Here is a 23806-nt window from a genome sequence, read left to right as displayed (position 1 = left end):
GCACTAATTACCCTCTGTCGAACAGGGGGGATTTCGTGAGCACGCAAACCGGTGAATTTTCGCGCGACGGCGCTGCGGCTGAGAGCATCAACGGGCACGACCACAAAAGCATGGCGTATGACGATGCCAGCGCCCTTTTAGAAGTGCTGGTCGCGGTCAGGCGCGGCGACTTTTCCGTGCGGATGCGCTCTGACCTGACCGGCGTGACCGGCAAGGTCGCCGATGCGCTGAACGACATCATCGCCGCCAATCAGCGCATGGCCCGGCAACTCGAACATGTCGGCCAGGTCGTCGGCCGCGACGGGCGGACAAGTACCAGGGTGCGCTTCGGCCTGTCGGATGGTTCATGGTCGGAAATGGAAGGCTCGATCAATGGTCTGATCGACGATCTCCTGTGGCCGACCACGGCGGTCACCCGCACGATCACCGCGGTCGCCAAAGGCGATCTCTTGCAGACCGTGCCGCTCGATGTCGACGGGCGGGCGCTGAAGGGCGAATTCCTGCGCTCGGCCGATATCGTCAACACGATGATCAAGCAGCTCAGCGTCTTCACCTCGGAGGTGACGCGCGTTGCCCGCGAAGTCGGCACTGACGGCAAGCTCGGTGGGCAGGCGCAGGTGCCCGAGGTGACGGGCGTCTGGAAGGACTTGACTGAAAGCGTCAACTCGATGGCGTCGAACCTGACGGCGCAGGTGCGCAACATCGCGGAGGTGACGATCGCGGTCGCTAACGGCGACCTCTCCAAGAAGATTACCGTCGACGTGCGCGGCGAGATCCTGCAGCTTAAGGAAGCGATCAACACCATGGTCGATCAGCTGCGCTCCTTCGCTTCCGAAGTGACGCGCGTCGCCCGTGAGGTCGGCACCGAAGGCAAGCTTGGCGGCCAAGCGCTGGTGCCGGGCGTCGCCGGCACTTGGAAGGACCTGACCGACTCGGTCAACGCGATGTGCGGCAACCTCACAGCCCAGGTGCGCAACATCGCGCAGGTGACGACGGCGGTTGCGCGCGGCGACCTCTCGCGCAAGATCACCGTCGACGTCTCGGGCGAAATCCTCGAACTCAAGGAAACCATCAATACGATGGTGGATCAGTTGAACGGCTTTGCCGGCGAAGTCACGCGCGTGGCGCGTGAAGTCGGCACCGAAGGCCGCCTCGGCGGTCAGGCGCAGGTGCCTGGCGTGGCCGGCACCTGGAAGGACCTGACCGACAACGTCAATTCGATGGCCTCGAATCTGACGGCGCAGGTGCGCAACATCGCCGAAGTTTCCACCGCGATCGCCAATGGCGACCTGTCGAAGAAGATCACGGTGACGGTTTCGGGCGAAATCCTCGAGCTGAAGGAAACCATTAATACGATGGTCGATCAGCTGAACGCCTTTGCCTCGGAGGTGACTCGTGTCGCCCGCGAAGTGGGAACGGAAGGCCGGCTCGGCGGTCAGGCGAACGTACGTGGCGTCGCCGGCACCTGGAAGGACCTGACCGAAAACGTCAACTCGATGGGCGGCAACCTGACGGCGCAGGTGCGTAATATCGCGGAAGTCTCCACAGCCATCGCCAATGGCGACCTGTCGAAGAAGATCACCGTCGACGTCAAGGGCGAAATTCTCGAACTGAAGGAAACCATCAACACGATGGTCGACCAGCTGAACGCCTTCGCTTCGGAAGTGACGCGCGTGGCGCGCGAAGTCGGCACGGAAGGCCGGCTCGGCGGCCAGGCCAACGTGCGCGGCGTGGCCGGCACCTGGAAGGACCTGACCGACAGCGTCAATTCCATGGCCTCCAACCTGACCGGCCAAGTGCGCAATATCGCAGAAGTCGCGACCGCCGTCGCCCAGGGCGACCTTTCGAAGAAGATCACCGTTCCGGTGTCGGGCGAAATCCTCGAACTGAAGGAAACCATCAATACGATGGTCGACCAGTTGAACGGCTTTGCCGGCGAGGTCACGCGCGTCGCACGTGAAGTCGGCACCGAAGGCCGGCTCGGCGGCCAGGCCAACGTGCTCGGCGTGGCCGGCACCTGGAAGGACCTGACCGACAGCGTCAATTCCATGGCCGGCAACCTGACGGCGCAGGTGCGCAACATCGCCGAAGTCTCCACGGCGATCGCCAATGGCGACCTGTCGAAGAAGATCACGGTGTCGGTCTCGGGCGAAATCCTCGAGCTCAAGGAAACGCTGAACACCATGGTGGATCAGCTGAACCGCTTCGCCTCCGAGGTGACGCGTGTGGCCCGAGAGGTCGGCACCGAAGGCAAGCTCGGCGGCCAGGCGCAGGTGCCTGGTGTGGCCGGGACCTGGAAGGATCTGACCGAAAACGTCAACTCCATGGCCTCGAACCTCACCGGTCAGGTGCGCAACATCGCCGAAGTCACGACCGCCGTGGCGCGTGGCGACCTCTCACGCAAGATCACTGTCGACGTGAAGGGGGAAATCCTTGAGCTGAAGAACACCATCAACACCATGGTGGACCAGCTGAACGCTTTCGCCGGCGAAGTCACGCGTGTTGCCCGCGAAGTCGGCACCGAAGGCAAACTCGGCGGCCAGGCGCAGGTACCAGGCGTTGCCGGCACCTGGAAGGATCTGACCGACAGTGTCAACTCCATGGCGGGCAACCTGACGGCGCAGGTGCGCAACATCGCCGAGGTGGCGACTGCGATCGCCAATGGCGACCTGTCGCGCAAGATCACCGTCGATGTGCGCGGCGAGATCCTGCTCTTGAAGGACACGCTGAATACTATGGTCGACCAGCTTCGCTCCTTCGCCGGCGAAGTGACGCGTGTCGCCCGCGAAGTCGGCACCGATGGAAGGCTCGGCGGCCAGGCCGTCGTTCCCGGCGTCGCCGGCACCTGGAAGGACCTGACCGACAACGTCAACCTGCTCGCCGCCAATCTGACGACGCAGGTTCGCAACATCGCCGAAGTGACGACCGCCGTGGCGCGCGGCGACCTCTCGCGCAAGATCACCGTCGACGTGAAGGGGGAAATCCTCGAACTGAAGAACACGATCAATACGATGGTGGACCAGCTGAACGCCTTCGCCGGCGAAGTCACACGCGTCGCCCGCGAAGTCGGCACCGAAGGCAAGCTCGGCGGCCAGGCGCAGGTGCCCGGCGTGGCCGGTACCTGGAAAGATCTGACCGACACCGTCAACGTCATGGCCGCCAACCTCACCGAACAGGTGCGCGGCATCGTCAAGGTGGTGACGGCGGTCGCAAACGGCGACCTGAAGCAGAACCTCACCGTCGCCTCGAAGGGCGAGGTGGCAGCCCTTGCCGAAACCATCAACAACATGACGAACACGCTTGCGACCTTCGCCGATCAGGTGACCACGGTGGCGCGCGAAGTCGGCGTCGAAGGCCGCCTTGGCGGCCAGGCGAACGTTCCCGGTACCGCGGGAACGTGGAAGGATCTGACCGGCAACGTCAACCTGCTTGCCGCCAATCTGACGACGCAGGTGCGCGCCATTGCCGAAGTCGCCACGGCCGTCACTAAGGGTGACCTGACGCGATCAATCAAGGTCGATGCGCGCGGCGAAGTGGCCGAGCTCAAGGACAACATCAACACGATGATCGACAACTTGCGCCTGACGACGGAGCGCAACACCGAGCAGGACTGGCTGAAGACGAACCTCGCGCGCTTCACCAACATGCTGCAGGGCCAGCGCGACCTGACGCTGGTCGGCAAGATGCTGCTTTCGGAGCTGGCGCCGCTGGTCGGCGCGCATCAGGGCGTCATCTACCAGGTGGACGCCGACGAAGAGCAGCCGTTCCTGTCGCTGCTCTCCGTTTATGCGCAGGGCGTCGAAGCGGCGCATCCGCTGCGGCTCGACTTCGGCCAGGGCCTGGTCGGCCAATGCGCCAGCGACGCCCGCCGTATCCTCGTCACCGACCTTCCCGACAATGTCGTGCCGATCAGCTCGGGCGTGTTCACGACGCTGCCGCGAAGCGCGATCGTCCTGCCGGTGCATTTCGAGGGGCAGGTGAAGGCGGTGATCGAGCTTGCCTCTGCAGGCGAATTCACCGAGCTGCAGCTTTCCTTCCTCGACCAGTTGACGACCTCGATCGGCATCGTCCTCAACTCGATCGAAGCGACCATGCAGACCGAAGGCCTGCTCAAGCAGTCGCAGCAGCTCGCGGCCGAACTGCAGACGCAGCAGCGCGAGTTGCAACAGACCAACGAGCAGCTCGGCCAGAAGGCGCAGCAGCTCGAGGAACGCAACGTCGAAGTCGAGGCGAAGAACCAGGAAATCGAGCAGGCCCGCCGCGCGCTCGAGGAAAAGGCGACGGAGCTTGCTCTCACCTCGAAGTACAAATCCGAATTCCTCGCCAACATGTCGCATGAATTGCGCACGCCGTTGAATTCGATCCTTATCCTCGGCCAGCAGCTTGGCGAAAACCCCGACGGCAACCTCTCGGCAAAGCAGGTCGAATTCGCAAAGACCATCCACGGCGCCGGCACCGATCTGCTTAACCTCATTAGCGATATTCTTGATCTGTCGAAGATCGAGTCCGGTACGGTCTCGGTCGACGCCGAGGAGATCTTTGTCAGCAATCTGCTCGAAGTGATGGCGCGGCCATTCCGGCACGAGGCGGAAAACCGCAACCTGTCCTTCGCTATCGAGGTCGGCGCCGATGTGACGAAGAGCATCATTACGGATTCGAAGCGGCTGCAGCAGATCCTCAAGAACCTGCTGTCGAACGCCTTCAAATTCACGGCGCAGGGCGGCATCACACTTCGCGTCGCCTCGGCGGCGAGCGGCTGGTCGCCGGAGCATCCCTCGCTCCGGCATGCGCCATCGGTCATCGCCTTTGAAGTGATCGATACCGGTATCGGCATTCCGCCTGAGAAGCAGCGCATCATCTTCGAGGCGTTCCAGCAGGCGGACGCCTCGACCAGCCGCAAATATGGCGGCACCGGCCTGGGGCTCGCCATCAGCCGCGAACTGGCAAACCTGCTCGGCGGCGAGATCCAGCTGCGCAGCACGCCGGGTGTCGGCAGCACCTTCGTGCTTTACCTGCCGCTCACCTATGTCGGCGCCGGCGCGGTGGCGCCGAAGTCGGCTCCGGCAGCGGCGAATGTCGTCGAATTCGCCGAGGCGGCTGCCCGCCGGGCTGATAAACCCGCCGAACATGTCGCGGACGACCGCCACCGGATCGAGCCCGGCGACTCCGTGCTGCTCGTCGTCGAAGACGATGCGCATTATGCCCGCGTCCTCGTCGATCTCGCCCGCGACAACGGCTTCAAGGTGTTGGTCGCGATGCGCGGCAGCGATGCGCTTGTTCTTGCACAGGAATACAGGCCGTCGGCGATTTCGCTCGACATCTTCCTGCCAGACATGCTCGGCTGGACGGTGCTGAGCCAGCTCAAACAGAATTCGCAGACGCGACACATTCCGGTGCAGATCATCAGCCTCGACGAGGACCGCCAGCACGGGCTGACTCGCGGCGCCTTCGCCTTCATGAGCAAGCCGACAACGCCGGAAGGTCTCGGCAAGGCGCTGTCGCGGCTGAAGGCTTATGCCGAGCCGCGCCGCAAACAGCTGCTGCTGGTGGAAGACAACGAAGCCGAGCGCATGAGCGTCACCGCCCTTCTTGGGCACGACGACATCGACATAACAAGCGTCGGCTCCGGGTCGGAGGCGCTCACGGTTCTCCGGCAGGGCTCGGCCGACTGCGTCGTGCTCGACCTCACGCTGCCTGACATGTCCGGCTTCGAAGTGCTCGAGCAGATCCGCGACGACGCCGAGATCGCTGAAGTCCCGGTCGTCGTGTTCACAGGGCGGGAGCTTTCGCCCGAGGAAGACGCCACACTGCACAGTATGGCCCGCAGCGTCGTGGTGAAGGGGGTGGAGTCGCCCGAGCGGCTGCTCGACGAGACGGCGCTCTTCCTGCACCGGGTCGTCGCCGACCTGCCGGCCGCAAAACAGGCGACGCTGCAGGAGCTGCACAGCTCGGACGAGGATCTGGTCGGCGAGACCGTGCTGCTCGTCGACGACGACGCCCGCAACATCTTCGCGCTGAGCAGCGTGCTGGAGCGCCGGGGCATGAAGGTGCTGACTGCCACCACAGGCAGCGAGGCGATCGAGGTCATCAACACCGAGCCCTCGGTGGCGATCGTGCTGATGGATATCATGATGCCCGGGATGGACGGTTACGAGACGATGCAGGTGATCCGCTCGGAGCCCCGCTTCCGACGGCTGCCGATCCTGGCGCTGACAGCTAAGGCGATGAAGGGTGACCGGGAGAAATGCCTGGAAGCGGGCGCGTCGGACTACCTGGCAAAGCCCGTCAACACCGAGCAGCTCCTGTCGGCTCTGCGTATGTGGCTGCACCGCTGAGGATCCGGCCATGAACCCCGTCAACATCCTCCTCGTCGACGACCAGCCCGCCAAACTCCTGAGCTACGAGGTCATTCTCGAAGAGCTCGAGGAAAATCTGATCAAGGCGCAATCGGCGCGCGAAGCCTTCGAGCACCTGCTGCGCACGGAAATTGCCGTGATCCTCGTCGACGTCTGCATGCCCGAGCAGGACGGATTCGAACTGGTCAGCATGATCCGGCAGCATCCGCGCTATCAAAACACACCGATCATATTCGTCTCCGCCGTGATGCTGGCGGAACCAGACCGGTTGCGCGGCTATGCGGTGGGCGCCGTCGATTACGTCTCCGTCCCGATCGTGCCCGAGGTGCTGCGCGCCAAGGTCAGGGTCTTTGCGGATCTCTACAGGAAGACGCGGGAACTCGAACGTCTGAACGCCGAGCTGGAGGCCAGGGTGCACCAGCGCACCGCCGAACTCGAAGCCTCGGCGGCGCAGTTGCGTCAGCTGAACGAGGAGCTCGAGCATCGCATCGACCAAAGGACGCGCGAGCGCGAGGAGGCGCTGGCCCAGCTCTTCGAAGCGCAGAAGCTCGATACGATCGGCCATCTGACAGGCGGCGTGGCGCACGACTTCAACAATCTTCTGATGGCGGTGCTCGGCAGTCTCAGCCTGCTAAAGAAGCGGCTTCCGGCGGACGAGCGCAGCGAACGCCTGGTGACGAACGCCATCCAGGCGGCCGAACGCGGTACCGCGCTCACCCAGCGCCTGCTCGCCTTCGCGCGCCGACAGGAGCTGAAGCCGCAGGCGGTCGACTTCCTCCGGCTGTTCGAAAATGTCGAGGATCTGCTCGCCAAAGCGGTTGGACCGCGGGTCGAGATCCGAAAGCGCATCCCTGTTGATCTGGAGCCGCTGCTGGTGGACAGCAACCAGCTGGAACTGGCGCTGCTCAACCTCTTCGTCAATGCACGGGATGCGCTCGAAAGTGGTGGTGCGGTGACGGTCGCCGCGGAGGCGGAGGAGACCCGGCCGGCCGGCCTTGCAGGCGGCAATTACATCAAGATATCGGTCTCGGACGACGGCGAAGGAATGGACGAGGCAACGGTTCTGCGCGCCGCCGAACCTTTCTTCACCACGAAGGGGATCGGCAAAGGCACCGGTCTCGGCCTGTCGATGGTGCACGGCCTGGCAGCGCAGTCGGGTGGTTCCATCCAGATTTCGAGCACAAGAGGGAAGGGCACGACCGTCTCCCTCTGGCTGCCCGTCGCGCAGAGCATTCCAAAGGCAGAGCCGGCGGACGTGCCTGCGGCCGCCGAACCCTTGAAAGCAGTCTCGCGATCGCTTGCCATCCTCGTCGTCGACGACGATGCGCTTGTCAGGACCGGAACCGTGGCAATGCTGGAGGATCTCGGGCACCTGCCGCGGGAAGCGGCTTCCGCTACCCAAGCTTTGGAATTCCTCGCTGGCGGACAGGAGTGTGATCTCGTCATCACCGATCATGCCATGCCGGGCATGACGGGCGCCGAGCTCGCACGCCATCTTCGTTCAGCCTTCCCCAACCTGCCCGTTATCCTCGCTTCCGGCTATGTCGAGCTTGCCGAGGATCAGGGGCTCGGCCGGATGCTCAGGATGGCGAAACCGTTCACGCAGGAGCAACTCCAGGCGGCCATGGACGAGGCTCTGAGGGCCACGGTCGCGGCGGCGTGATGATCGAAGCGGCAGCCGTTGGGGGGTGCTGCATAATCGACGTTTCTTCAACCCCTATGTCACCAGCCTGAGTGGCGGAGGAATCGGCTGCCGTGCCCGCGGATGCCGCCCATGAGGCGCGCGGTTAACATGGAAAACTGCTCTTCGTCCGCGTGAACCAGCATGAACACGCCGCGACCAATTCGGATTTGCGCCGCCCGCTGATGAGATCTCGTCGCGCGTACTCTACTCCGGTGAAACTTTTCGCTCTGCTAAAAGTTACTCAAACCCATCCTCACTCACCGAAGGCTTCCCCTTGACCAAAACGATGTTCGGCCCCGCATTCACCGAAGATGGCGTTCTGTTTCGCCTTTGGGCTCCACTGCATGAAAGCGTTTCGTTGAAAATCGAAGGCTCTGATCCGCGCCCGATGCAAGCGGCTGAAGATGGCTGGCATAAGTGCGCGGTCGCGGATGCCGGCCCTGGTACGCAGTATCGCTTCATCCTGCCGGACGGTCTTCAAATTCCCGATCCTGCTTCGCGCTTCCAGCCGCAGGATGTGCATGGTCCGAGCGAAGTGGTCGACCTTGCCGCCTATCGCTGGAGCACACGCGAATGGGCCGGCCGGCCTTGGGAGGAGATGGTCATCTACGAACTGCATATCGGCTGCTTCACACCACAGGGCACTTTCAAGGCCGCGATCGAGCGTCTCGACAATCTGCGGGAGCTTGGCGTCACGGCGCTGCAGATCATGCCGCTCAGCGACTTCCCCGGCCGCTACAACTGGGGCTATGACGGCGTGCTTCCCTATGCACCCGACAGCACTTACGGCCGGCCGGAAGATCTGATGGCGCTGGTGGATGCGGCGCATGAGCGCGGCATCTCGGTCTTCCTCGACGCGGTCTACAACCACTTCGGACCCGATGGGAACTATATCCCCTCTTATGCGCCGCTCTTTACCGATCATCACAGGACCCCCTGGGGCCACGGCATCAATTATGACGGGGACGGCTCTGAGATGATCCGCGAATTCGTCATCGAGAACGCCATCTATTGGATCACCGAGTTCAGGCTCGACGGTTTTCGCTTCGACGCCGTCCACGCCATCAAGGACGACAGTTCTGAGCATCTTCTTCACGCGCTGGCCCGCCGCGTCAAGGCTGCGGCCGGTGACCGGCATGTTCATCTGATCGTGGAAAACGAGGAGAACGACAGCGACCTTTTGGAACGTGACGCAGACGGCGAGGCGAGGCTGTTCACGGCCCAATGGAACGACGATATGCACCATGTGCTGCATATTACCGCCACGGGTGAAACCTTCGGCTACTATGCCGATTATACCGGTGACGCCGGCAAGCTAGGCCGGACGCTGGCGGAAGGTTTTGTGTTCCAGGGGGAGCATATGCCCTACCGCGGCGGGAGCCGGGGTAAGCCGAGCGGCCATCTGCCGCCCACCGCCTTCGTCTCCTTTATCCAGAACCATGATCAGATCGGCAACCGGGCGCTGGGGGAGCGGATCATGGCTTCGAGCCCGACGAATGCTGTCAAGGCCGTCACATCGATCTACCTGCTGGCACCTGAGATACCGATGCTGTTCATGGGCGAGGAATGGGGTGCGCGAGAACCTTTTCCGTTCTTCTGCGACTTCGACGAGGATCTGAACGAAAAGGTCAGGAAGGGCAGGCGCGAGGAGCTTTCGCGCCTGCCGGGTTTCGACGCTGACGAGCTTCTCGACCCGACGGCGCCGTCGACCTTTGCGGCGGCCAAGCTCGACTGGTCAAAACGCGCCTCATCGGAAATGCTTGAATTCTACAAGACGCTTCTCGACCTCCGACATCGACGGATCGTTCCCCTGCTGAAAGGCGCCGGCGGCGGAAAAGCCACCTACCACTCCGAGGGGACAGCGCTCGCGGTGGATTGGTTTTTAGCCGGCGACCGTCGCCTTCATTTGGATGCCAATCTCGGCGGCGAGGCGGCGCCGCTTCTGCGGCGGCGCGAAGAAGGAGAAACGATCTTCCGCCTCGGCGGCCGCGATGGAGGACAATTGGCGCCCTGGACGGTGATCTGGAGCATCTCAGGTGAGGGCATGGCATGAAGGCGATCGGACGATGAAATCCGCCGAACTCGAAAAGCTCGCCCGGCGATACGGGATCAGCCCGACCAGGCCGAGTCCCGACGATCGCGAGGTGGCGATTTCCGCCGACACCAAACGCAAGATACTCTCGGCTCTGGAAGTCGAGCTATCGGGAACCACCCATCGCCAAACTTATCCACCGCGACTGGAGCAGCAGTCGAGGCCGGCGGATAGGGCGATTCCCAAATCATTTCTGCCGGATTTCCTGTTCAAGACGCGGGTCTGGGGTATCAGCCTGCAGCTTTACGAACTGCGTTCGGCGCGAAACTGGGGCATCGGCGATTTCGAGGATCTGTCTGACATGGCCGACTTGGCGGGGAAGCTTGGCGCTGATTTCATCGGTCTCAATCCGCTTCACGCACCATTTCTTGCCGATCCCGATCGCTGCAGCCCCTATGAACCTTCAAGCCGTCAGCATCTCAACCCGCTCTATATCGCGGTCGATAGATTGCCAGGTTTTGTCAGTAGTGCCGAACTCGAACGGCAATTGGAGGGACTTCGCGGGGGGGGCCTCGTCGATTATGTCGGAGTTGCGAGAGCCAAGCTTGGAGCTCTGCGCGATCTCTGGCGCGCCTGGCTGCAGGCGGGTGCCGCCCATGAAGCCTACAATCCCGTTGATTTCGATGCCTTCGTCACCCGAGGCGGCAACAGCTTGCGGCGCCATGCGCTCTTTGAATGTCTTTCGCTTTCCATGGCGGAACGCGGTGCAGGCGCTGGCTGGCAGGGATGGCCGGCAGATTTCCGGCGCTTCGACAGCGCCGCCGTCGCCGAGTTCGAACGTGAGTATGCGGACGAGGTCCGCTTTCATATGTGGCTGCAGTGGCTCGCCCACCGGCAGTTGCTGCAGGCAGCGGACCGGGCGCGAAAAGCTGGTCTGCGGATCGGGCTTTATCTCGATCTCGCCGTCGGCGAGGCGGTCGACGGATCGGCGACATGGAGCGAGCCGGATGTCTATATCTCGAAAGCGACCATCGGCAGCCCTCCCGATCCGTTCGCGGTAGAGGGGCAGGACTGGCATCTCGCCGGATATCTGCCGTCCGCCATCGCTGCAGGAGACAGTTCTCCTTACCGGCGCATGGTGAGCGCCGCGATGCAATATGCTGGTGCGATCCGTATCGATCACGCGCCGGCGCTCCGCCGCCTCTTTCTGGTGCCACTCGACAGCACGCCGGAAGACGGCGCCTATGTCCGCTACCCCCAGCATCGGCTTCTGCAGATCCTGGCCGAGACGTCCGACAAGTATCGATGCCTCGTCATCGGCGAAGCGCTGGGAATGATCCCGCCGGATTTGCCTGACGAGCTGGCGGCGGCGCAGATCCTCTCCTATCGCATTCTCTCCTATGAACAGGACGAGAAAGGCTTCAAGCCGCCGGATGCCTATCCCGTTTTTGGCCTGACTTGCATTTCGACGCACGACCACCAGACGCTTGCCGGCTGGTGGCGCAGCGCCGACATCCAGGATCGCCGCGACCACGGCATCGTGCCGCCCGATCTCACGGCAAAACATCTCCAGCACCGCCGGCGCGAGCGACGAAATCTGAAGGCCGCGCTCCTCGCTGCCGGCATCGACGTGCCGGCAGGTCTTAGTGCGAGGGCCGGCCGGGAGACTTTGAGGGAATTGACGGTCAGCGCCTACCGCTTCATCGCCCGTACTCCGTCGCTTCTCGTCGCGGTTCGGCTTGCCGACCTGACCGACGAGAAAAGGCCCACCAATATCCCTGGCACGAGCGACAGTTACCCCAACTGGAAGCCGAAGTTGTCGCTCTCGTTGGAGGAGCTGGCGTCGAACCCTCTGCTGCATAGCATTACGGCGGCGGTGCGGGAAGAAAGGCCACGGATTCACGCGGCAAGGGAACGATCGGGAAGCAGGCGGATTTCGACTAGACAGGGATAAGGAACGCCGAAATGAAAGCCAGAAGACCACTTGTCGAAGTTGCCGTAGAAACCGAGGAAGGACGGGTGCCGCTGGGCATCATGAACGCCAAGCAGGCATTGTCGCTTCCTGACGATCTCGACGTGAAGGTATCGCATCCCGATCATGAGCCGGGCAGCACCGACAATTTCATCCCCAAGGACGAACTGCAGCGGCACCTGGACAAGCTTTAGGGCGTCGCGGCTTGTCCGCTCGAGCGTCAGGCGATTTGAGTTTCGCATCCCGGAACCTCCATGGGCCTGGTGTGTTTGAGTCCATAAATGGAAGGAGAAAACCATGGCACATGCCGACCGGAAGCACATTGGCGCGGGCGCGAAGGGGAAGGGCGACGGAAGCGGCGCGATGACCAATCTCGACGAGGAAAAGCTTCCCGCAAACACGGTTCTTTCGAACCGCGACAAGACCCGGCACTCCAAAGAGCGCGGTCTCGACGGCAAGACTGTTCAGACCGAGCAATATTCGGATCACAGCTCCAATCGGAATCCTAAATGAGGACAAGGTGATGAGCAGCAGATTACCCCCCATTCCCGCCGACAACGTCAGCAACAAGGGAGCCGGCAAGCCGGCGCGGACCGAGGCAGAGGATTCCGCGATGACAGGCGGCAGCGAAAACCCGGAAAAGAAGGGTCAACAAGGAAACACCAAAGTCAACACAACCCATCAGGGTTACCAGCAGGACAGGTAGGAGGCATCGATGTCTACTTCGAAGAAGAGCCCGTCGACGATCCGCCAGGGCGGCCCAGGCGCATCCCACGAAAACGCCAAGTCGCCGCTTGAGATACCGAAACCGGCAGCCGAGCCGGATAGACGTACGCGAAGCAAAGTTTCCGGCGGCGGCGGCGAGCATGATCGCCACCACACCCACGACGCAAGAGAGAAGTGAGGGACAGACCTGGCGGTGGGACCTGATGAGCCCAAGGCACGAGGTCCACCGCTTTACATGATCAACATGACGGAAAACAGACCATGACGACCGCATTCATCCTTGTTGCACTGGCTCTCATCGTCATCTACGCCGGTCCGACATTGCTTTACATCTGCGTCGGTTATGCTGACTACATGATCGAACGCCGCCGACATTTGCTGGCTGTAAAACACGCGGTAAAGCGTCGCAGCGACGAGCTTTAGCTGTCCGGTTGACGGCGGGCCAGGATTCATTCACGCTTCGGATGCCGATATCTTCGGCCGCCGCAGTGTCACTCGATTTCCTCGGCGCGCTGGGTGATCGCGAAGTTCTGAAGGATGCCGGCCATTTCGGGGTCGTTGCCGGCATGCGCAATAAAAGCGTAGAAGGCCGCACGAAACGATTTCTTTCTTGGTGGCCTGCGGATGCGATTTCATCACAGCCTTGATCAGCTGCTTCGGTGTGATATTGGCCCGCGTTTCCTTCAGAATGGCCTCGCCAGGCTCCTTCAGATCCTGGTCTTTCAGTCGATTTCCCCGGACTCCTTGTCTCCGATTTCCTCGACATCATGATCAGGTAGGATGCGATGCTTTACTTCCTCGGCCGCGACCGCGATGCCTCTGGCCGTTCCCGCCAGGGCAATCTCGGCCGCGATGAGAGGGTGCTTGCGCACAAGCTTTCCGAGCGCCTTGGCCGTCGCGGCCGCTTTGGCCTGAGACAAGACGCCTTTATCGGCGCGTTTGCGCAAGAGAGATTCCAGCTTTCTCTTCGAATGCTTTCGGGGCGGCGTCGCATCTAATGCACGGCGACGCCCTTCCGAGGGTTTTCTTCCGCCTGCTTCCGGATATTCTTCGGAAGCGCCGAACTGGCGGCCTCACGCACAACATCGATGGCCGCATCGGCCGCACTATGGAAGGCCTGCCCGACCACCCCAAGAGTCTTTGCGCTCTTGCGCGTACTCGATTTTGCGGCGCCGGCAATGTCATCGCGGTCCTCCACCAGCACGGCCGCAGCAGCGCCGGCTCCCGCAATCAGCGCCTTTCCCAGCGTGTCACGACCGCTGGGGCTCGCCAGTAAGGTTTTCAGTATCGAATTCTTTCGGATGGCTTTCGGCACCTTGTAACCTGCAATCTTCTTCGGAATCTTTGTCTTGGCCATAACGCACCTCCTTCAGACCGTGAGAACGCGGCAAAGCGCACCCTGTTCCGAGAGTGGGTGGCACCGCGCGAAGGAGGAGCTTCGCCTCTTGTTTGCGGCAACTTCGGCTCGCCGAAGCAAAGGTTAGCAGATGTTAGTGGATCGACTGCGAGGTCGGAGCGTTGATCTTGAGCAGATCCGGGGCGGGAAACATCTCGATCAATCCTGCGGCGAGGTCGTCGACATCGGTCTTGCCTTCATTGAAGAGCTGGATGGCGGCGCTGCACAGGATCTGGCTGTCGTGTTCGCTTACCGAGACGCCGAAATGGCGATACCAGCTCATGACAGCCTTCGACAGGCATCTGAAATCCTGCGGGAGTATCGGTCGGTAGAAAATCGCCATGAAAGTCCGCCACGATTGCCGGTTAACGTCATCGCTCTTCACCTAATCAAGATAGTAGCCGCCCCGTTTGATACCAAGCGGCCTGTTTCCTTGGTGCGTTAGCGCACGGAGCCGCTATTCGAGCGCTTCGGGGCCTCTCTTGCCTTTACGCCAGGACACCGGCCGCAATGGGCGGCCTGGATGAAACGTTGGCGCGCCAGTTCGGCGCTTCCGCGTCGGCGAAGCGCATCGACGCAGCGCCGCGCTTCGCTTCGAAATAACCGCCGCCCCGGTGTTCCTGTTCGAAGAGGAACTCCTGCCTGCTGCCACCGGGTTCCGGAACAATGTCCGCCGCGCCTTGTTATTTGTGCGACAGGCGAATGCCGAAGCAGCCGGAGGATTCGATGAGGCGGAGCATGGGGCTTGGGCTGGTTATGGCCATCGCGCTGACGGGTTGCAAGACCAGTGCAGGCAGCTACCCATCGGCGGGACTTGAGCCCATTCCGGGCAGCATCACCTATCAGGGGCAACCGCGCACAAAGCTGACGAAATCCCCGGTCGGTTCATCCTTTCCGCACACCTTCACGGATCAATGGGGGCGGCAAGTCGAGGAGATTTATATTATCCAGCCCGACCGAAGCTTGGTGATTTCCCAGCGCCATTACCGACCGGTTTTTTCGCTCGATGACGACTAGAGAGGAGAACTGATCATGCCGCGCCGCAAGAACACGGTGGGGACGACGCTCGACACCGAAGGTGCCAAGATCGGCGAGCCGATTCCGAAAGCGATCGTCGATATCAACACCGCCTCTGTCGGGGTCCCCCGCCAAGCCGAGGACGATTTGCGCACAGAACTGAGCGCTCTACGGAAACAGGTTGATAGGCTTCAGCAGCAGGTCATCAGTGCGGGGCGTTCGGCGAAGGGCGGCGCCGGAAAGGCGGTTCGCCAGACCGGGGCTCTGGTGAAACATTATCCGCTCTCAACCTTTGTCCTCATGGCTGCTGTCGGAGGTTTGTTGGCGCTTGCCTCGCGTCAGCTCTCCCCACCGCGCCATCGTGGGCCGTCGGCCTTGCGCGAACTCAAGGATTTCTACGACAGGGTGCGCGAGCGGATCTGACAAGATTTGAGGATTGCCAGCATTCCGATTCTGCCTGACTCTCTTTCGGGCAAGGAGGGAATTGCATGCTTGACGTCCTTATACGACGCGCTCTGGATATTGTCCGGCGCACGGACCGTTTGATCGAAGCGGCGAGTGGGCTGCTGGACAGGCATGATCTTGATGAGGTCGAGCGATATGAACTTGATTATGAGATCGAACGGCTGAGGGACGCGGTTCTTGCGGTGGACGAGGCCGTCCGGTCGCTCGCGCGCAGGAGCGAACGCTGGCCTGAGGTGGCTCGGGTCCACGCATTACAGACGACATTGCACTGATTGCGGGACTTTTACAGGCACTTGCCGCTTTCATAAGCTGCTGATTTCTAAGCATTTTCTCAGACGAAACTGCATGTCACGCTGATGTCACGCGACCATGGGCGCAATATATGCTTGATTGGGCCGCTAGCGCTTATGATTTCCGGCCGGATGCACTGAACAGGGGGCGAGGGACAGAGCGCTGTTATCGTTGGGGCATCGCGATGACTTTGAAAACCTCCGGGCAGACATCTGAGCCCGACGAATGCGTATTTCCGGTTCACACCCGGACGATCGCAGAGATACGCTATGATATTCTCAACCAGGTCATGACGGTCGTCTATCATGACGGCCGCACGCGCACCACTGCCGGCATACGGGGGCCGGCGATGCTCAGGATCCTCGCTCAGCGTCCGCTGGAGCGCTCCCCGTTCCTTTTGCGGAGTGTTATCTGATCGAGAAAGCCGGCGCACCCGCCGCTAAATCGTCTTCGTCGTGCATCCATTTCGGAAGAGATGCGTTCATTCTGATAGTCAGACTATGGAGGGAACGCCGATGACCTTTCCACCGCCGAAAACCGAGGCTCCCGCTCAGCGCTTCGAAGAAGCAAGTGCTGCTGCGCGCGACGCTTTGGAGAGGCTGATTGCAGCCGCCAACGAAGCCGGATGGGGAACCGAGGAAATCTCGGTCGCATTCCTCGAGGCGGCGCGATTTTTGACCGAAGCAAATAAAAAAGATCCAGATCCTGCCGACGATCCCGTGATTAGCGACGTGCCGGGGAAGCGGGAGCAGATCGGCCACGGCGAGCTTTTCGATTAGACGCCGCTTCATTCCTGCTTTGGAACAAGCTCACCCGCCAATCCTTGCGACCGAGCTGCGGATGACGAGGCTCGTGCTGACCCGCAGCCGTTCAACGGCAAGGGGGATCTGTTCGATGCGGGAGACGAGCCGCTCGCCGGCGAGTTTGCCCATCTCGTAGACGCGCTGGTCGACGACGGTAATCGGCGGCACGGTCACGCTAGTCCAATCGGCATCCAGGAAGGAAATCATCGAGATATCGCCGGGAATTGAGAGACCGAGTGATTGCAGCGACTTGAAGACGCGCAGCCCCACCAGGCTGTCCGATGCGAGGACCGCGGTTGGCGGCAATGGGTCCGCCAGCAGGCGTTTGATCACGGCGTCCGTCTGCGGTTGATCGGTCGCGCCAAGCCTCACATAGTGAACGGGGTCGGGCAAGCCCGCTTCCGTCAGCACGCTCATGAAGCCTTCCACGCGTTCACGCACGGCAGAATTCGATATCCGGCTGATATCGGTCACTCCGCCGTCCTCAGCGTCCATGGCCGAGACGTAAGCGAGACGTCGATGTCCTGCGTCGACCATAAACCGGGCCGCGGCGATGGCGGCCTCGCGATCATCGCCGGTCACGGCGTCGACATCGAGCTCCGCGATGCTCCGGTCGAAGAGGACCAGCGGCATACCGGCGCGGCCGACGTGTCGGAGATGGTCGAAGCTGTCACAGCGGGCGGGCGTCACGATCAGGCCGTCGACACGCTTGCCGATCAGGAGGTCGACGGCTGATTTCTCCGATTCGAGCTTCTCGCCCGAATTGGAGATGATCACATCGAAGCCGGCGAGCCGAGCCGCATCGCTGATGCCGCGCACCGCCAGACTGAAGAAGGCGTTTTCGATATCGCCGACGACGATCCCGATGATGCCGGACCGGCCGGTGCTCATGCTGCGCGCAAGTTCGTTCGGCCGGTATTCGAGAGCCGTCGCCGCCGCCATGACCTGATCCTTGATCTTGCCGCTGACGACGCCGTAGCCGCCGAGCACGCGGGCGGCCGTCGCTTTCGACACTCGTGCCGCTTTCGCGACGTCGGCGACCGTGACTGAACGTTTCGGAGCAGCGGAATCTTCCATGCCGCAGCACTACAAGAGTTGTTGACGGGCGGTCAATTGACAGTTATCAAATCTGTTGTGAGACCGGTCTCTTTTTATTGGAGACCGGTATCTTTGCGGACAGTCTTGCTGCAGAACGGCGGCAAGTGCGGATAAACAGCTAATGCCGACAAGAGCATTCCTTCGGAGCGGAGAACGAACATGAAGTTTTTTGAATCACTTCCGGCAGTCATTGCGCCTCTGCAAGCCGGTCTCGCGGCCTGCTTTCTGGCGATGGGAGTCGGCTTCGCAGCAGCGGCCGACAATCCCTACAATCTGATCGAGCCCGGCGTCATTAGCGTCGGCACGATGGGCGATGCCAAGCCCTATACATTCGCGACCGCGGATGGCCAGTTTACCGGTTTCGACATCGAACTGTTTCTCAACGTCGTGTCCCGGCTCGGCTTTGCGAAGGACAAGGTGACTTTCACCGGCCAGGAATTTTCCGCCCTGCTGCCATCGGTTGCCAACGAGCGGTTCGACGTTGCCGTCGCCGCGATCGGAACCACCGAAGCCCGCAAGAAGACCGTCGACTTCTCCGACGGCTATCTCGCCGGTTATCTCTCGGTGCTGACGTCGGACGCCGCCATCAAGGACGCGGCCGGGCTGAAGGGCAAGCGGCTCGGCGTCGTGCAGGGAACCTTGCAGGAAGTCTACGCCGCCAAGAATTTTGGCGAGACCGATCTCGTGAAATTTCCCGACAACAATTCCGCCGTCGCCGCACTCAACAACGGCACGATCGATGCGCATTTCCTCGACTACGAGGCGGCCAAACAATATGGTGAGCGCTATCCTGCGCTGAAAGTCGCCGTCAACATCCCGTCCTTCGATGCGCCGGCGGGCTTTGTGATCAGGAAGGGCAACGATACGTTCCGCACGGCACTGAACGGCGCCCTTCACGAGGCAATGCAGGACGGCACCTGGAAGACCCTCTATGAGAAGTGGTTCCCGGGCTCGCCGATGCCGGATCAATATCTCCCCAAGAAGTGAGGCCGCGAGCCGTCCGTCAAAAACGGGCGGCTGACCTCGATGGCGGCACGCCCGGCAAGGGCTTCGATGGGGATTTTTATGAATTGGCTTGAGAATCTGCGCCGCAGCTTCCTCGACTGGGAGGCGATGGCGGACGTGCTGCCGAGCATGATCAATGTCGGCCTGAAGAATACTTTGATCCTGGCCGCGGCTTCGACCGTGCTCGGCGTCATCATCGGCATGGTTCTTGCCGTGATGGGTATCTCTCAATCTCGGTGGCTGCGGCTCCCGGCGCGCATCTATACAGATATCTTTCGCGGGCTGCCGGCGATCGTCACGATCCTGATCATCGGCCAGGGCTTTGCCCGGATCGGACGCGATATCTTCGGTCCCTCTCCGTTCCCGCTGGGAATTCTTGCGCTCAGCCTGATCGCCGGCGCTTATATCGGCGAAATCTTTCGCTCGGGCATCCAAAGCGTCGAGCGTGGGCAGATGGAGGCCTGCCGGGCGCTCAGCATGAGCTACGGGCAAGGCATGCGCCTGATCGTCATACCGCAGGGCATCAGGCGCGTACTGCCGGCGCTGGTCAACCAGTTCATCGGCAACGTCAAGGATTCGAGCCTCGTTTATTTCCTCGGATTGCTCGCCTCCGAGCGGGAGATATTCCGCGTTGGGCAAGACCAGGCGGTGGTGACCGGCAATCTGTCGCCGCTGCTGCTGGCAGGCGTTTTCTACCTCGTGATCACCGTGCCGCTGACCCATTTCGTCAATTATATCGATGCGAGGCTGCGATTGGGTAAGCAGGGGCGCGGTCCCAGTCCTGCGAGCGGATTGGTCGAGGTGAGCGAGCTTGCGGCGGCAGCCGGTCCCCACTCCATCGTCGACGTCGCGAGCTGCGATCACCGGCATTTCAGGGGCGGTACCCTGCAAATCCGGGATTTGAGCATGTCCTACGGCGAGTTCGAGGTACTCAAGGGTGTCGATCTCGATATCCCCGCCGGAACCGTCACTTGCATCATCGGCCCTTCCGGCTCAGGAAAATCAACGCTGCTGCGTTGCATGAACAGGCTTGTCGAGCCGAAGGGTGGCGACATACGGCTCGACGGCGAAAGCATCCTGACAATAAGGCCGGAAAAGCTTCGTCGCCGGGTCGGCATGGTGTTCCAGCACTTCAACCTGTTTCCCGATCACACCGCTCTCGAAAACGTCATGCTTGCGCTGACGAAGATCAAAAAGATGCCGAGGCAGCAGGCGCGACGCGTCGCCGAGGCGCGCCTGGCCGATGTCGGTCTGGCCGCGCGCGGAGATCACCGGCCGGCGGGCCTTTCCGGCGGGCAGCAGCAGCGCGTCGCGATCGCTCGGGCGCTGGCCATGGATCCGGAGGTCATCCTGTTCGACGAGGTGACGAGCGCGCTAGATCCCGAATTGGTGAAGGGCGTGCTCGACCTGATGGCGACGCTCGGCCGTCAGGGCATGACCATGGCCGTCGTGACGCATGAGATGGGATTTGCCCGCCGCGTGGCCGACCAAGTGGTCTTCATGGACGAGGGCCGTATCATCGAAGCCGGCTCGCCGCAGCAGATTTTCGACAATCCGCAAAGCGAGCGGCTGAAGCGCTTCCTTGCGGAAGTTCTCTGAGGCGCCAGGCCTTCAACGCGCGCAATTCGGTTCGATCAAACAAGAGCAGGAATAGGGTACCCGACATGAATGCTTACACCAAACCTTCGAAGGTCGTTGTCGTCGGCGGCGGGATTTTCGGCGTCTCGACTGCGCTCCATTTGGCTCGACTCGGGGTTGATACACTGCTTGTCAATGACGGCGCGCTTGCCAACGGTGCCTCCGGCCGATCTCTCGCTTGGCTGAACTCGGCGCGAAAACGCTCCGATGCCTATCACCGGCTGCGTCTGGCAGGCATTGACCGCTATCGCACGCTGGCTGCTCGATACCCCGATGCCTCATGGCTGCGCTTTGACGGCGGGCTGACCTGGGATGCGGACGACGCCAGCAATGAGATCGCCGAAATCTTCGACCATGAACGTGACCTCGGCTATCACGCTCAATGGCTCACCCCGGAGAAGATCGCTGCGGTGACGCCCGGCGTCGACCCGAGCGCTGTGACGCCGCAAGGCGCAATCTTCAACCCGGGGGAGGGGTGGGTCGATCTTCCATCTCTGATCGGCAGGCTTGCGGAAGAATTCCGTGCGCTTGGCGGCGAGATCATCACGGATGCCGGACGCGCGGCGGTCGATGTCAGCAACGGGCGCGCCCACGGCGTAATCACGGCGGACGGCGCGCGTTACGACGCCGACGCCGTGCTACTTGCTGCAGGCAGCAAGGTTCCCGCAATTGTTGCTGAGGCTGGCCAGCAGATCGAGGATTCGACACCCATCGCCCTTCTTGTCAGGACAAAGCCGATCAGCCACCCGCTGAAGGCCGTGCTCAACACCCCGCGCATCGCCATTCGACCGATGCCCAATGGCGGCTTCGCACTCGATTCCGCCTGGTCGGAGGAAGAGGTGAGCGCCAACCCCGACGGCAGCTACAATGTCAGGCAATCGACGCTGCAGGGACTGCTGCGAGAGGCGTCGAGAGTCCTCGAAGGCAATCCGGTCCTTGAGATCGAAGATTATGGGGTCGGTCCGAAACCGATTCCGGGTGATGGCGAGCCGGTTTTCGGCGAGCTGTCATCGATTCCGGGTTATTTCGTCGCCTTCAGCCATAGCGGCGCCACCCTTGGCCTGATCGCCGGCGAACTGCTGGCGGACGAGATCGCCATGGGCCGCCGCCATCCGCTGCTTTCCGACTTCCGCCCTGAGCGCTTCAGCGCGGCGTCCCGGTGACAGCCGCGATGCGGATGGCCGCCAGCCTGACGGCGGACGGATCAATTTGAACCATCGAACGTTCTGCCGAAAGGAACCAATGGGAGACGCATCATGATCAAGGATGAGGCCGCCGCCTTCGGCGCCGAAAATGATCGCGGCGATGCCGCCGCTTCAATGCCGAATGGAGAAGAACCAACCATCAATCCGGATCTCGTTCGGCGTGAGGGGTTCGCGAGCGAGGCCGAATACCGCGCCTACTTTGCCACATTGGGCGGAGATGCGTCAGCACCGCCCGAAAATCACGTGGCAGAATCGGTGCCGACTTCCGGGGAGCAGATCCTGGAAAGCCGACTGCAGGAATTGAAGTGGGAACTCGAAATCCTTCGCGCTCGCCTTCATGGAATCAGACGCCAGGCCGCGGCGGTTGTCACCGAAAACGTCCGTTGGGCTGATTCCAGCGCCCATGCCCAGCTCGGCGATCAACCGTGGCTGAAGCTCGCCGGCGCGATGGCGGGTGCCTTCGTCATCACAAGGGGGCTGAGACGGCTGCCTTGGGGAAGCGTGGTGACAACGGCGTTACCCTTGGCCGTCGCTGCGATGAATCGAAAGCTCGCCCGGCGGTGATGGCAGCAGGCACGGATGGGTTTGGGTGAGATCGCGCGTCGGTTTCTTCACCATGGAAGGGACGCCATCATCTCGCCGAAGTGTTCGTGACATCTACCATTTTAACGGAGGCAAACATGGCTGGACACGACGCTCGCTATGTCGAGATTACGACGCGTCTTCGCTCGGTACGATCGTTCTGCGACTTCCTCTCGCAGGGCGGAACTGTCCGCGTCGCCGTATCGGAGGGCGAACCGTACAAGGACGTTACTGCCACGTTGCTGGAGCGGAACCGCCGGGAGGCGGAAGCACTCGCCCGCACGCGCAGACATCTCTACCCGGAACTCGCCGAGGAAGACGTGGCGCCGCCGCTCTACAGCCGCCACTGACGCCCGCACACGTTTGAGCATCGCAACAAGACGGAGCATCGCTCTAAGCGGCGGCAACGCAGCCTGCGCTGGCTTCATCCAGCTGGAACTGGTCGATCAGCCGCAGAAGCGTTCTGGTCTCATCGGCAAGTTCCTTCGGCGCCGCACCGGTTTCTGCGACCATGGCGGCATTCTGCTGCGTCATCTCTGCTCGGATGCGGTGACCACTTTAGCGGAGATGCTGTCGAGCACTTCGCTCGTTTCGCGAACGACACGTGCGCCATTGCGTGAAATATCCGTTTCACATGTAGCCCCGATAAGGGTTCAACGTCGTTTTCCACCGCATATCAGGGCATGCCGCTCAGGCGCGGCGGAGCGATCAGGCAAAACCGATTTCTGCCAGCAGTGGAAGATGGTCCGAGGCGATCCGCGTCAGGCGGTTTTCCAGAACGACCGCCTTTTTCACGACGAGGTCGTCGGTGACGAAGATGTGGTCGAGGCGCATCAGCGGATAGCGGGAGGGAAAGGTCGCTCTCGGCGCGCCAGGCCCGGTGAGTTGCGCATCCTTCAGCGTTCGCGCGGCGAGCCGGTAGCTCGCGGAAGAGGGAATGGAGTTGAAGTCGCCGCAGAGGACGGCAGGAAGGGGCGCTTCTGCCGTGCCGTGCAGCCAGCCGGAATTGAGCAGCGTCGTCATCTGCCGGATCCGTTCGCGGCCGCGAAGGCCGAGATGGGTGTTGACGACGAGCAGCTTCCTGTCGCCCGCCGTGACTTCGACGGAAAGCGCGCCCCGGGCTTCGCCGACGGAGGGCAGGGGGCCTGCCTTGATCGCGCCTGTCGGAAGGGCGGTGATGATCGCATCGCCGTACTGTTCTTCGGCAATCGACAGCGCCGGATGGAAATGCGCCTGCATCTTCAAGAGCGAAGCGATCACGTGCGCCTGGTCGATGCCGCCGGTCCTGCGCCTGCCGACGTCGACCTCCTGAAGCGCAATGATATCTGCCTCCGTCGCGGCGATGACGGAAGCGATGCGGCCGGGATCGAGTTTCCGGTCGCTGCCGATGCAGCTGTGCACGTTATAAGTGAGCAATTTGATTGATTTATCCGGCATGGGCCCGTTGGAAGCTTGATCGCGCGGGAGGTTTTCTTCCCCCGGGGGAACACGGAACTCATTTGATCGTTCCGGATGATAGGGCCTGTCGCCCGCACT

At 61.9% G+C, this 23806-nt stretch carries 25 protein-coding genes; 19 read left to right on the top strand and 6 right to left on the bottom strand.

Annotated features, from left to right (window positions below; translation table 11 throughout):
- The first annotated feature begins 35 nt into the window (after positions 1–35).
- From NXC14_RS30185 to NXC14_RS33225, 9 genes are all read left to right on the top strand, one after another.
- Positions 36–6335 carry a HAMP domain-containing protein gene (locus NXC14_RS30185; RefSeq protein WP_085781682.1) on the top strand — a complete coding sequence of 2100 codons (6300 nt, stop codon included), beginning with the start codon at positions 36–38 and terminating at the stop codon, positions 6333–6335.
- A gap of 10 nt (positions 6336–6345) precedes the next feature.
- The gene (locus NXC14_RS30180; RefSeq protein WP_085781681.1) at positions 6346–8019 is read left to right on the top strand and encodes a response regulator; all 1674 of its coding nucleotides are present in this window, start codon (positions 6346–6348) and stop codon (positions 8017–8019) included.
- Between the two features lie 295 nt (positions 8020–8314).
- A complete protein-coding gene (treZ, locus tag NXC14_RS30175; RefSeq protein ID WP_085781680.1) occupies positions 8315–10093 on the top strand; it encodes a malto-oligosyltrehalose trehalohydrolase in 1779 nt (592 codons plus the stop codon).
- Positions 10094–10106: 13 nt separating this feature from the next.
- Positions 10107–12026, top strand: coding sequence for a 4-alpha-glucanotransferase (gene malQ, locus NXC14_RS30170; protein ID WP_085781679.1), 1920 nt, complete (start codon positions 10107–10109; stop codon positions 12024–12026).
- A gap of 11 nt (positions 12027–12037) precedes the next feature.
- Entirely contained in the window at positions 12038–12238 is a 201-nt protein-coding gene (locus NXC14_RS30165; RefSeq protein ID WP_085781678.1) for a hypothetical protein, read from the top strand.
- A gap of 103 nt (positions 12239–12341) precedes the next feature.
- A complete protein-coding gene (locus tag NXC14_RS30160; protein ID WP_085781677.1) occupies positions 12342–12557 on the top strand; it encodes a hypothetical protein in 216 nt (71 codons plus the stop codon).
- A 10-nt stretch (positions 12558–12567) separates the two neighbouring features.
- Positions 12568–12750, top strand: a complete 183-nt coding sequence (locus tag NXC14_RS30155) for a hypothetical protein (protein ID WP_085781676.1) — start codon at positions 12568–12570, stop codon at positions 12748–12750.
- Positions 12751–12759: 9 nt separating this feature from the next.
- Positions 12760–12948 carry a hypothetical protein gene (locus tag NXC14_RS30150; RefSeq protein ID WP_085781675.1) on the top strand — a complete coding sequence of 63 codons (189 nt, stop codon included), beginning with the start codon at positions 12760–12762 and terminating at the stop codon, positions 12946–12948.
- An 83-nt stretch (positions 12949–13031) separates the two neighbouring features.
- Entirely contained in the window at positions 13032–13193 is a 162-nt protein-coding gene (locus tag NXC14_RS33225) for a hypothetical protein (RefSeq protein WP_164517833.1), read from the top strand.
- 299 nt (positions 13194–13492) lie between these two features.
- On the opposite strand, the gene NXC14_RS30140 is transcribed toward NXC14_RS33225, so the two are convergent.
- The 3 genes from NXC14_RS30140 to NXC14_RS32795 all read right to left on the bottom strand — a co-directional run bounded on the left by NXC14_RS30140 (position 13493) and on the right by NXC14_RS32795 (position 14449).
- Complete coding sequence (locus tag NXC14_RS30140; protein ID WP_085781673.1) at positions 13493–13717, bottom strand: hypothetical protein; 225 nt, start codon at positions 13715–13717, stop codon at positions 13493–13495.
- A gap of 47 nt (positions 13718–13764) precedes the next feature.
- Positions 13765–14127 carry a hypothetical protein gene (locus tag NXC14_RS30135; protein ID WP_085781672.1) on the bottom strand — a complete coding sequence of 121 codons (363 nt, stop codon included), beginning with the start codon at positions 14125–14127 and terminating at the stop codon, positions 13765–13767.
- 133 nt (positions 14128–14260) lie between these two features.
- The gene (locus NXC14_RS32795) at positions 14261–14449 is read right to left on the bottom strand and encodes a hypothetical protein (protein WP_198175597.1); all 189 of its coding nucleotides are present in this window, start codon (positions 14447–14449) and stop codon (positions 14261–14263) included.
- Positions 14450–14892: 443 nt separating this feature from the next.
- Here NXC14_RS32795 and NXC14_RS30125 point away from each other — a divergent pair, with 443 nt between their 5' ends.
- The 5 genes from NXC14_RS30125 to NXC14_RS30105 all read left to right on the top strand — a co-directional run bounded on the left by NXC14_RS30125 (position 14893) and on the right by NXC14_RS30105 (position 16718).
- Entirely contained in the window at positions 14893–15183 is a 291-nt protein-coding gene (locus NXC14_RS30125) for a hypothetical protein (protein WP_085781671.1), read from the top strand.
- A gap of 15 nt (positions 15184–15198) precedes the next feature.
- Positions 15199–15606: a hypothetical protein gene (locus NXC14_RS30120; protein WP_085781670.1), complete on the top strand. Its 408-nt coding sequence runs from the start codon at positions 15199–15201 to the stop codon at positions 15604–15606.
- Between the two features lie 65 nt (positions 15607–15671).
- Entirely contained in the window at positions 15672–15920 is a 249-nt protein-coding gene (locus NXC14_RS30115) for a hypothetical protein (protein ID WP_085781669.1), read from the top strand.
- A 203-nt stretch (positions 15921–16123) separates the two neighbouring features.
- Positions 16124–16354, top strand: coding sequence for a hypothetical protein (locus NXC14_RS30110; protein WP_085782059.1), 231 nt, complete (start codon positions 16124–16126; stop codon positions 16352–16354).
- A gap of 100 nt (positions 16355–16454) precedes the next feature.
- Positions 16455–16718: a hypothetical protein gene (locus NXC14_RS30105; RefSeq protein ID WP_085782058.1), complete on the top strand. Its 264-nt coding sequence runs from the start codon at positions 16455–16457 to the stop codon at positions 16716–16718.
- A 30-nt stretch (positions 16719–16748) separates the two neighbouring features.
- On the opposite strand, the gene NXC14_RS30100 is transcribed toward NXC14_RS30105, so the two are convergent.
- Positions 16749–17819, bottom strand: coding sequence for a LacI family DNA-binding transcriptional regulator (locus NXC14_RS30100; protein ID WP_085781668.1), 1071 nt, complete (start codon positions 17817–17819; stop codon positions 16749–16751).
- 180 nt (positions 17820–17999) lie between these two features.
- On the opposite strand from NXC14_RS30100, the gene NXC14_RS30095 reads away from it, so the two are divergent.
- The 5 genes from NXC14_RS30095 (at position 18000) to NXC14_RS30075 (ending at position 22620) form a co-directional block, all read left to right on the top strand.
- Complete coding sequence (locus NXC14_RS30095; protein ID WP_085781667.1) at positions 18000–18827, top strand: ABC transporter substrate-binding protein; 828 nt, start codon at positions 18000–18002, stop codon at positions 18825–18827.
- Positions 18828–18905: 78 nt separating this feature from the next.
- A complete protein-coding gene (locus NXC14_RS33910) occupies positions 18906–20444 on the top strand; it encodes an amino acid ABC transporter permease/ATP-binding protein (RefSeq protein ID WP_085782057.1) in 1539 nt (512 codons plus the stop codon).
- A 65-nt stretch (positions 20445–20509) separates the two neighbouring features.
- The gene (locus NXC14_RS30085; RefSeq protein WP_085781666.1) at positions 20510–21646 is read left to right on the top strand and encodes an FAD-binding oxidoreductase; all 1137 of its coding nucleotides are present in this window, start codon (positions 20510–20512) and stop codon (positions 21644–21646) included.
- Positions 21647–21739: 93 nt separating this feature from the next.
- On the top strand, positions 21740–22252 hold the full coding sequence (locus tag NXC14_RS30080) for a hypothetical protein (RefSeq protein ID WP_085781665.1): 513 nt from the start codon (positions 21740–21742) through the stop codon (positions 22250–22252).
- 116 nt (positions 22253–22368) lie between these two features.
- On the top strand, positions 22369–22620 hold the full coding sequence (locus tag NXC14_RS30075; protein ID WP_085781664.1) for a hypothetical protein: 252 nt from the start codon (positions 22369–22371) through the stop codon (positions 22618–22620).
- A 43-nt stretch (positions 22621–22663) separates the two neighbouring features.
- Here NXC14_RS30075 and NXC14_RS33765 read toward each other — a convergent pair whose 3' ends face one another.
- Entirely contained in the window at positions 22664–22804 is a 141-nt protein-coding gene (locus NXC14_RS33765; RefSeq protein ID WP_245362257.1) for a hypothetical protein, read from the bottom strand.
- A gap of 174 nt (positions 22805–22978) precedes the next feature.
- Positions 22979–23707, bottom strand: coding sequence for an endonuclease/exonuclease/phosphatase family protein (locus tag NXC14_RS30065; protein WP_085781663.1), 729 nt, complete (start codon positions 23705–23707; stop codon positions 22979–22981).
- Positions 23708–23806 lie beyond the last annotated feature (99 nt).

Origin of the sequence: Rhizobium sp. NXC14 (assembly GCF_002117485.1) — a bacterium.
Taxonomy (GTDB): domain Bacteria; phylum Pseudomonadota; class Alphaproteobacteria; order Rhizobiales; family Rhizobiaceae; genus Rhizobium.
This window is presented reverse-complemented; position numbering and strand designations above follow the sequence as displayed.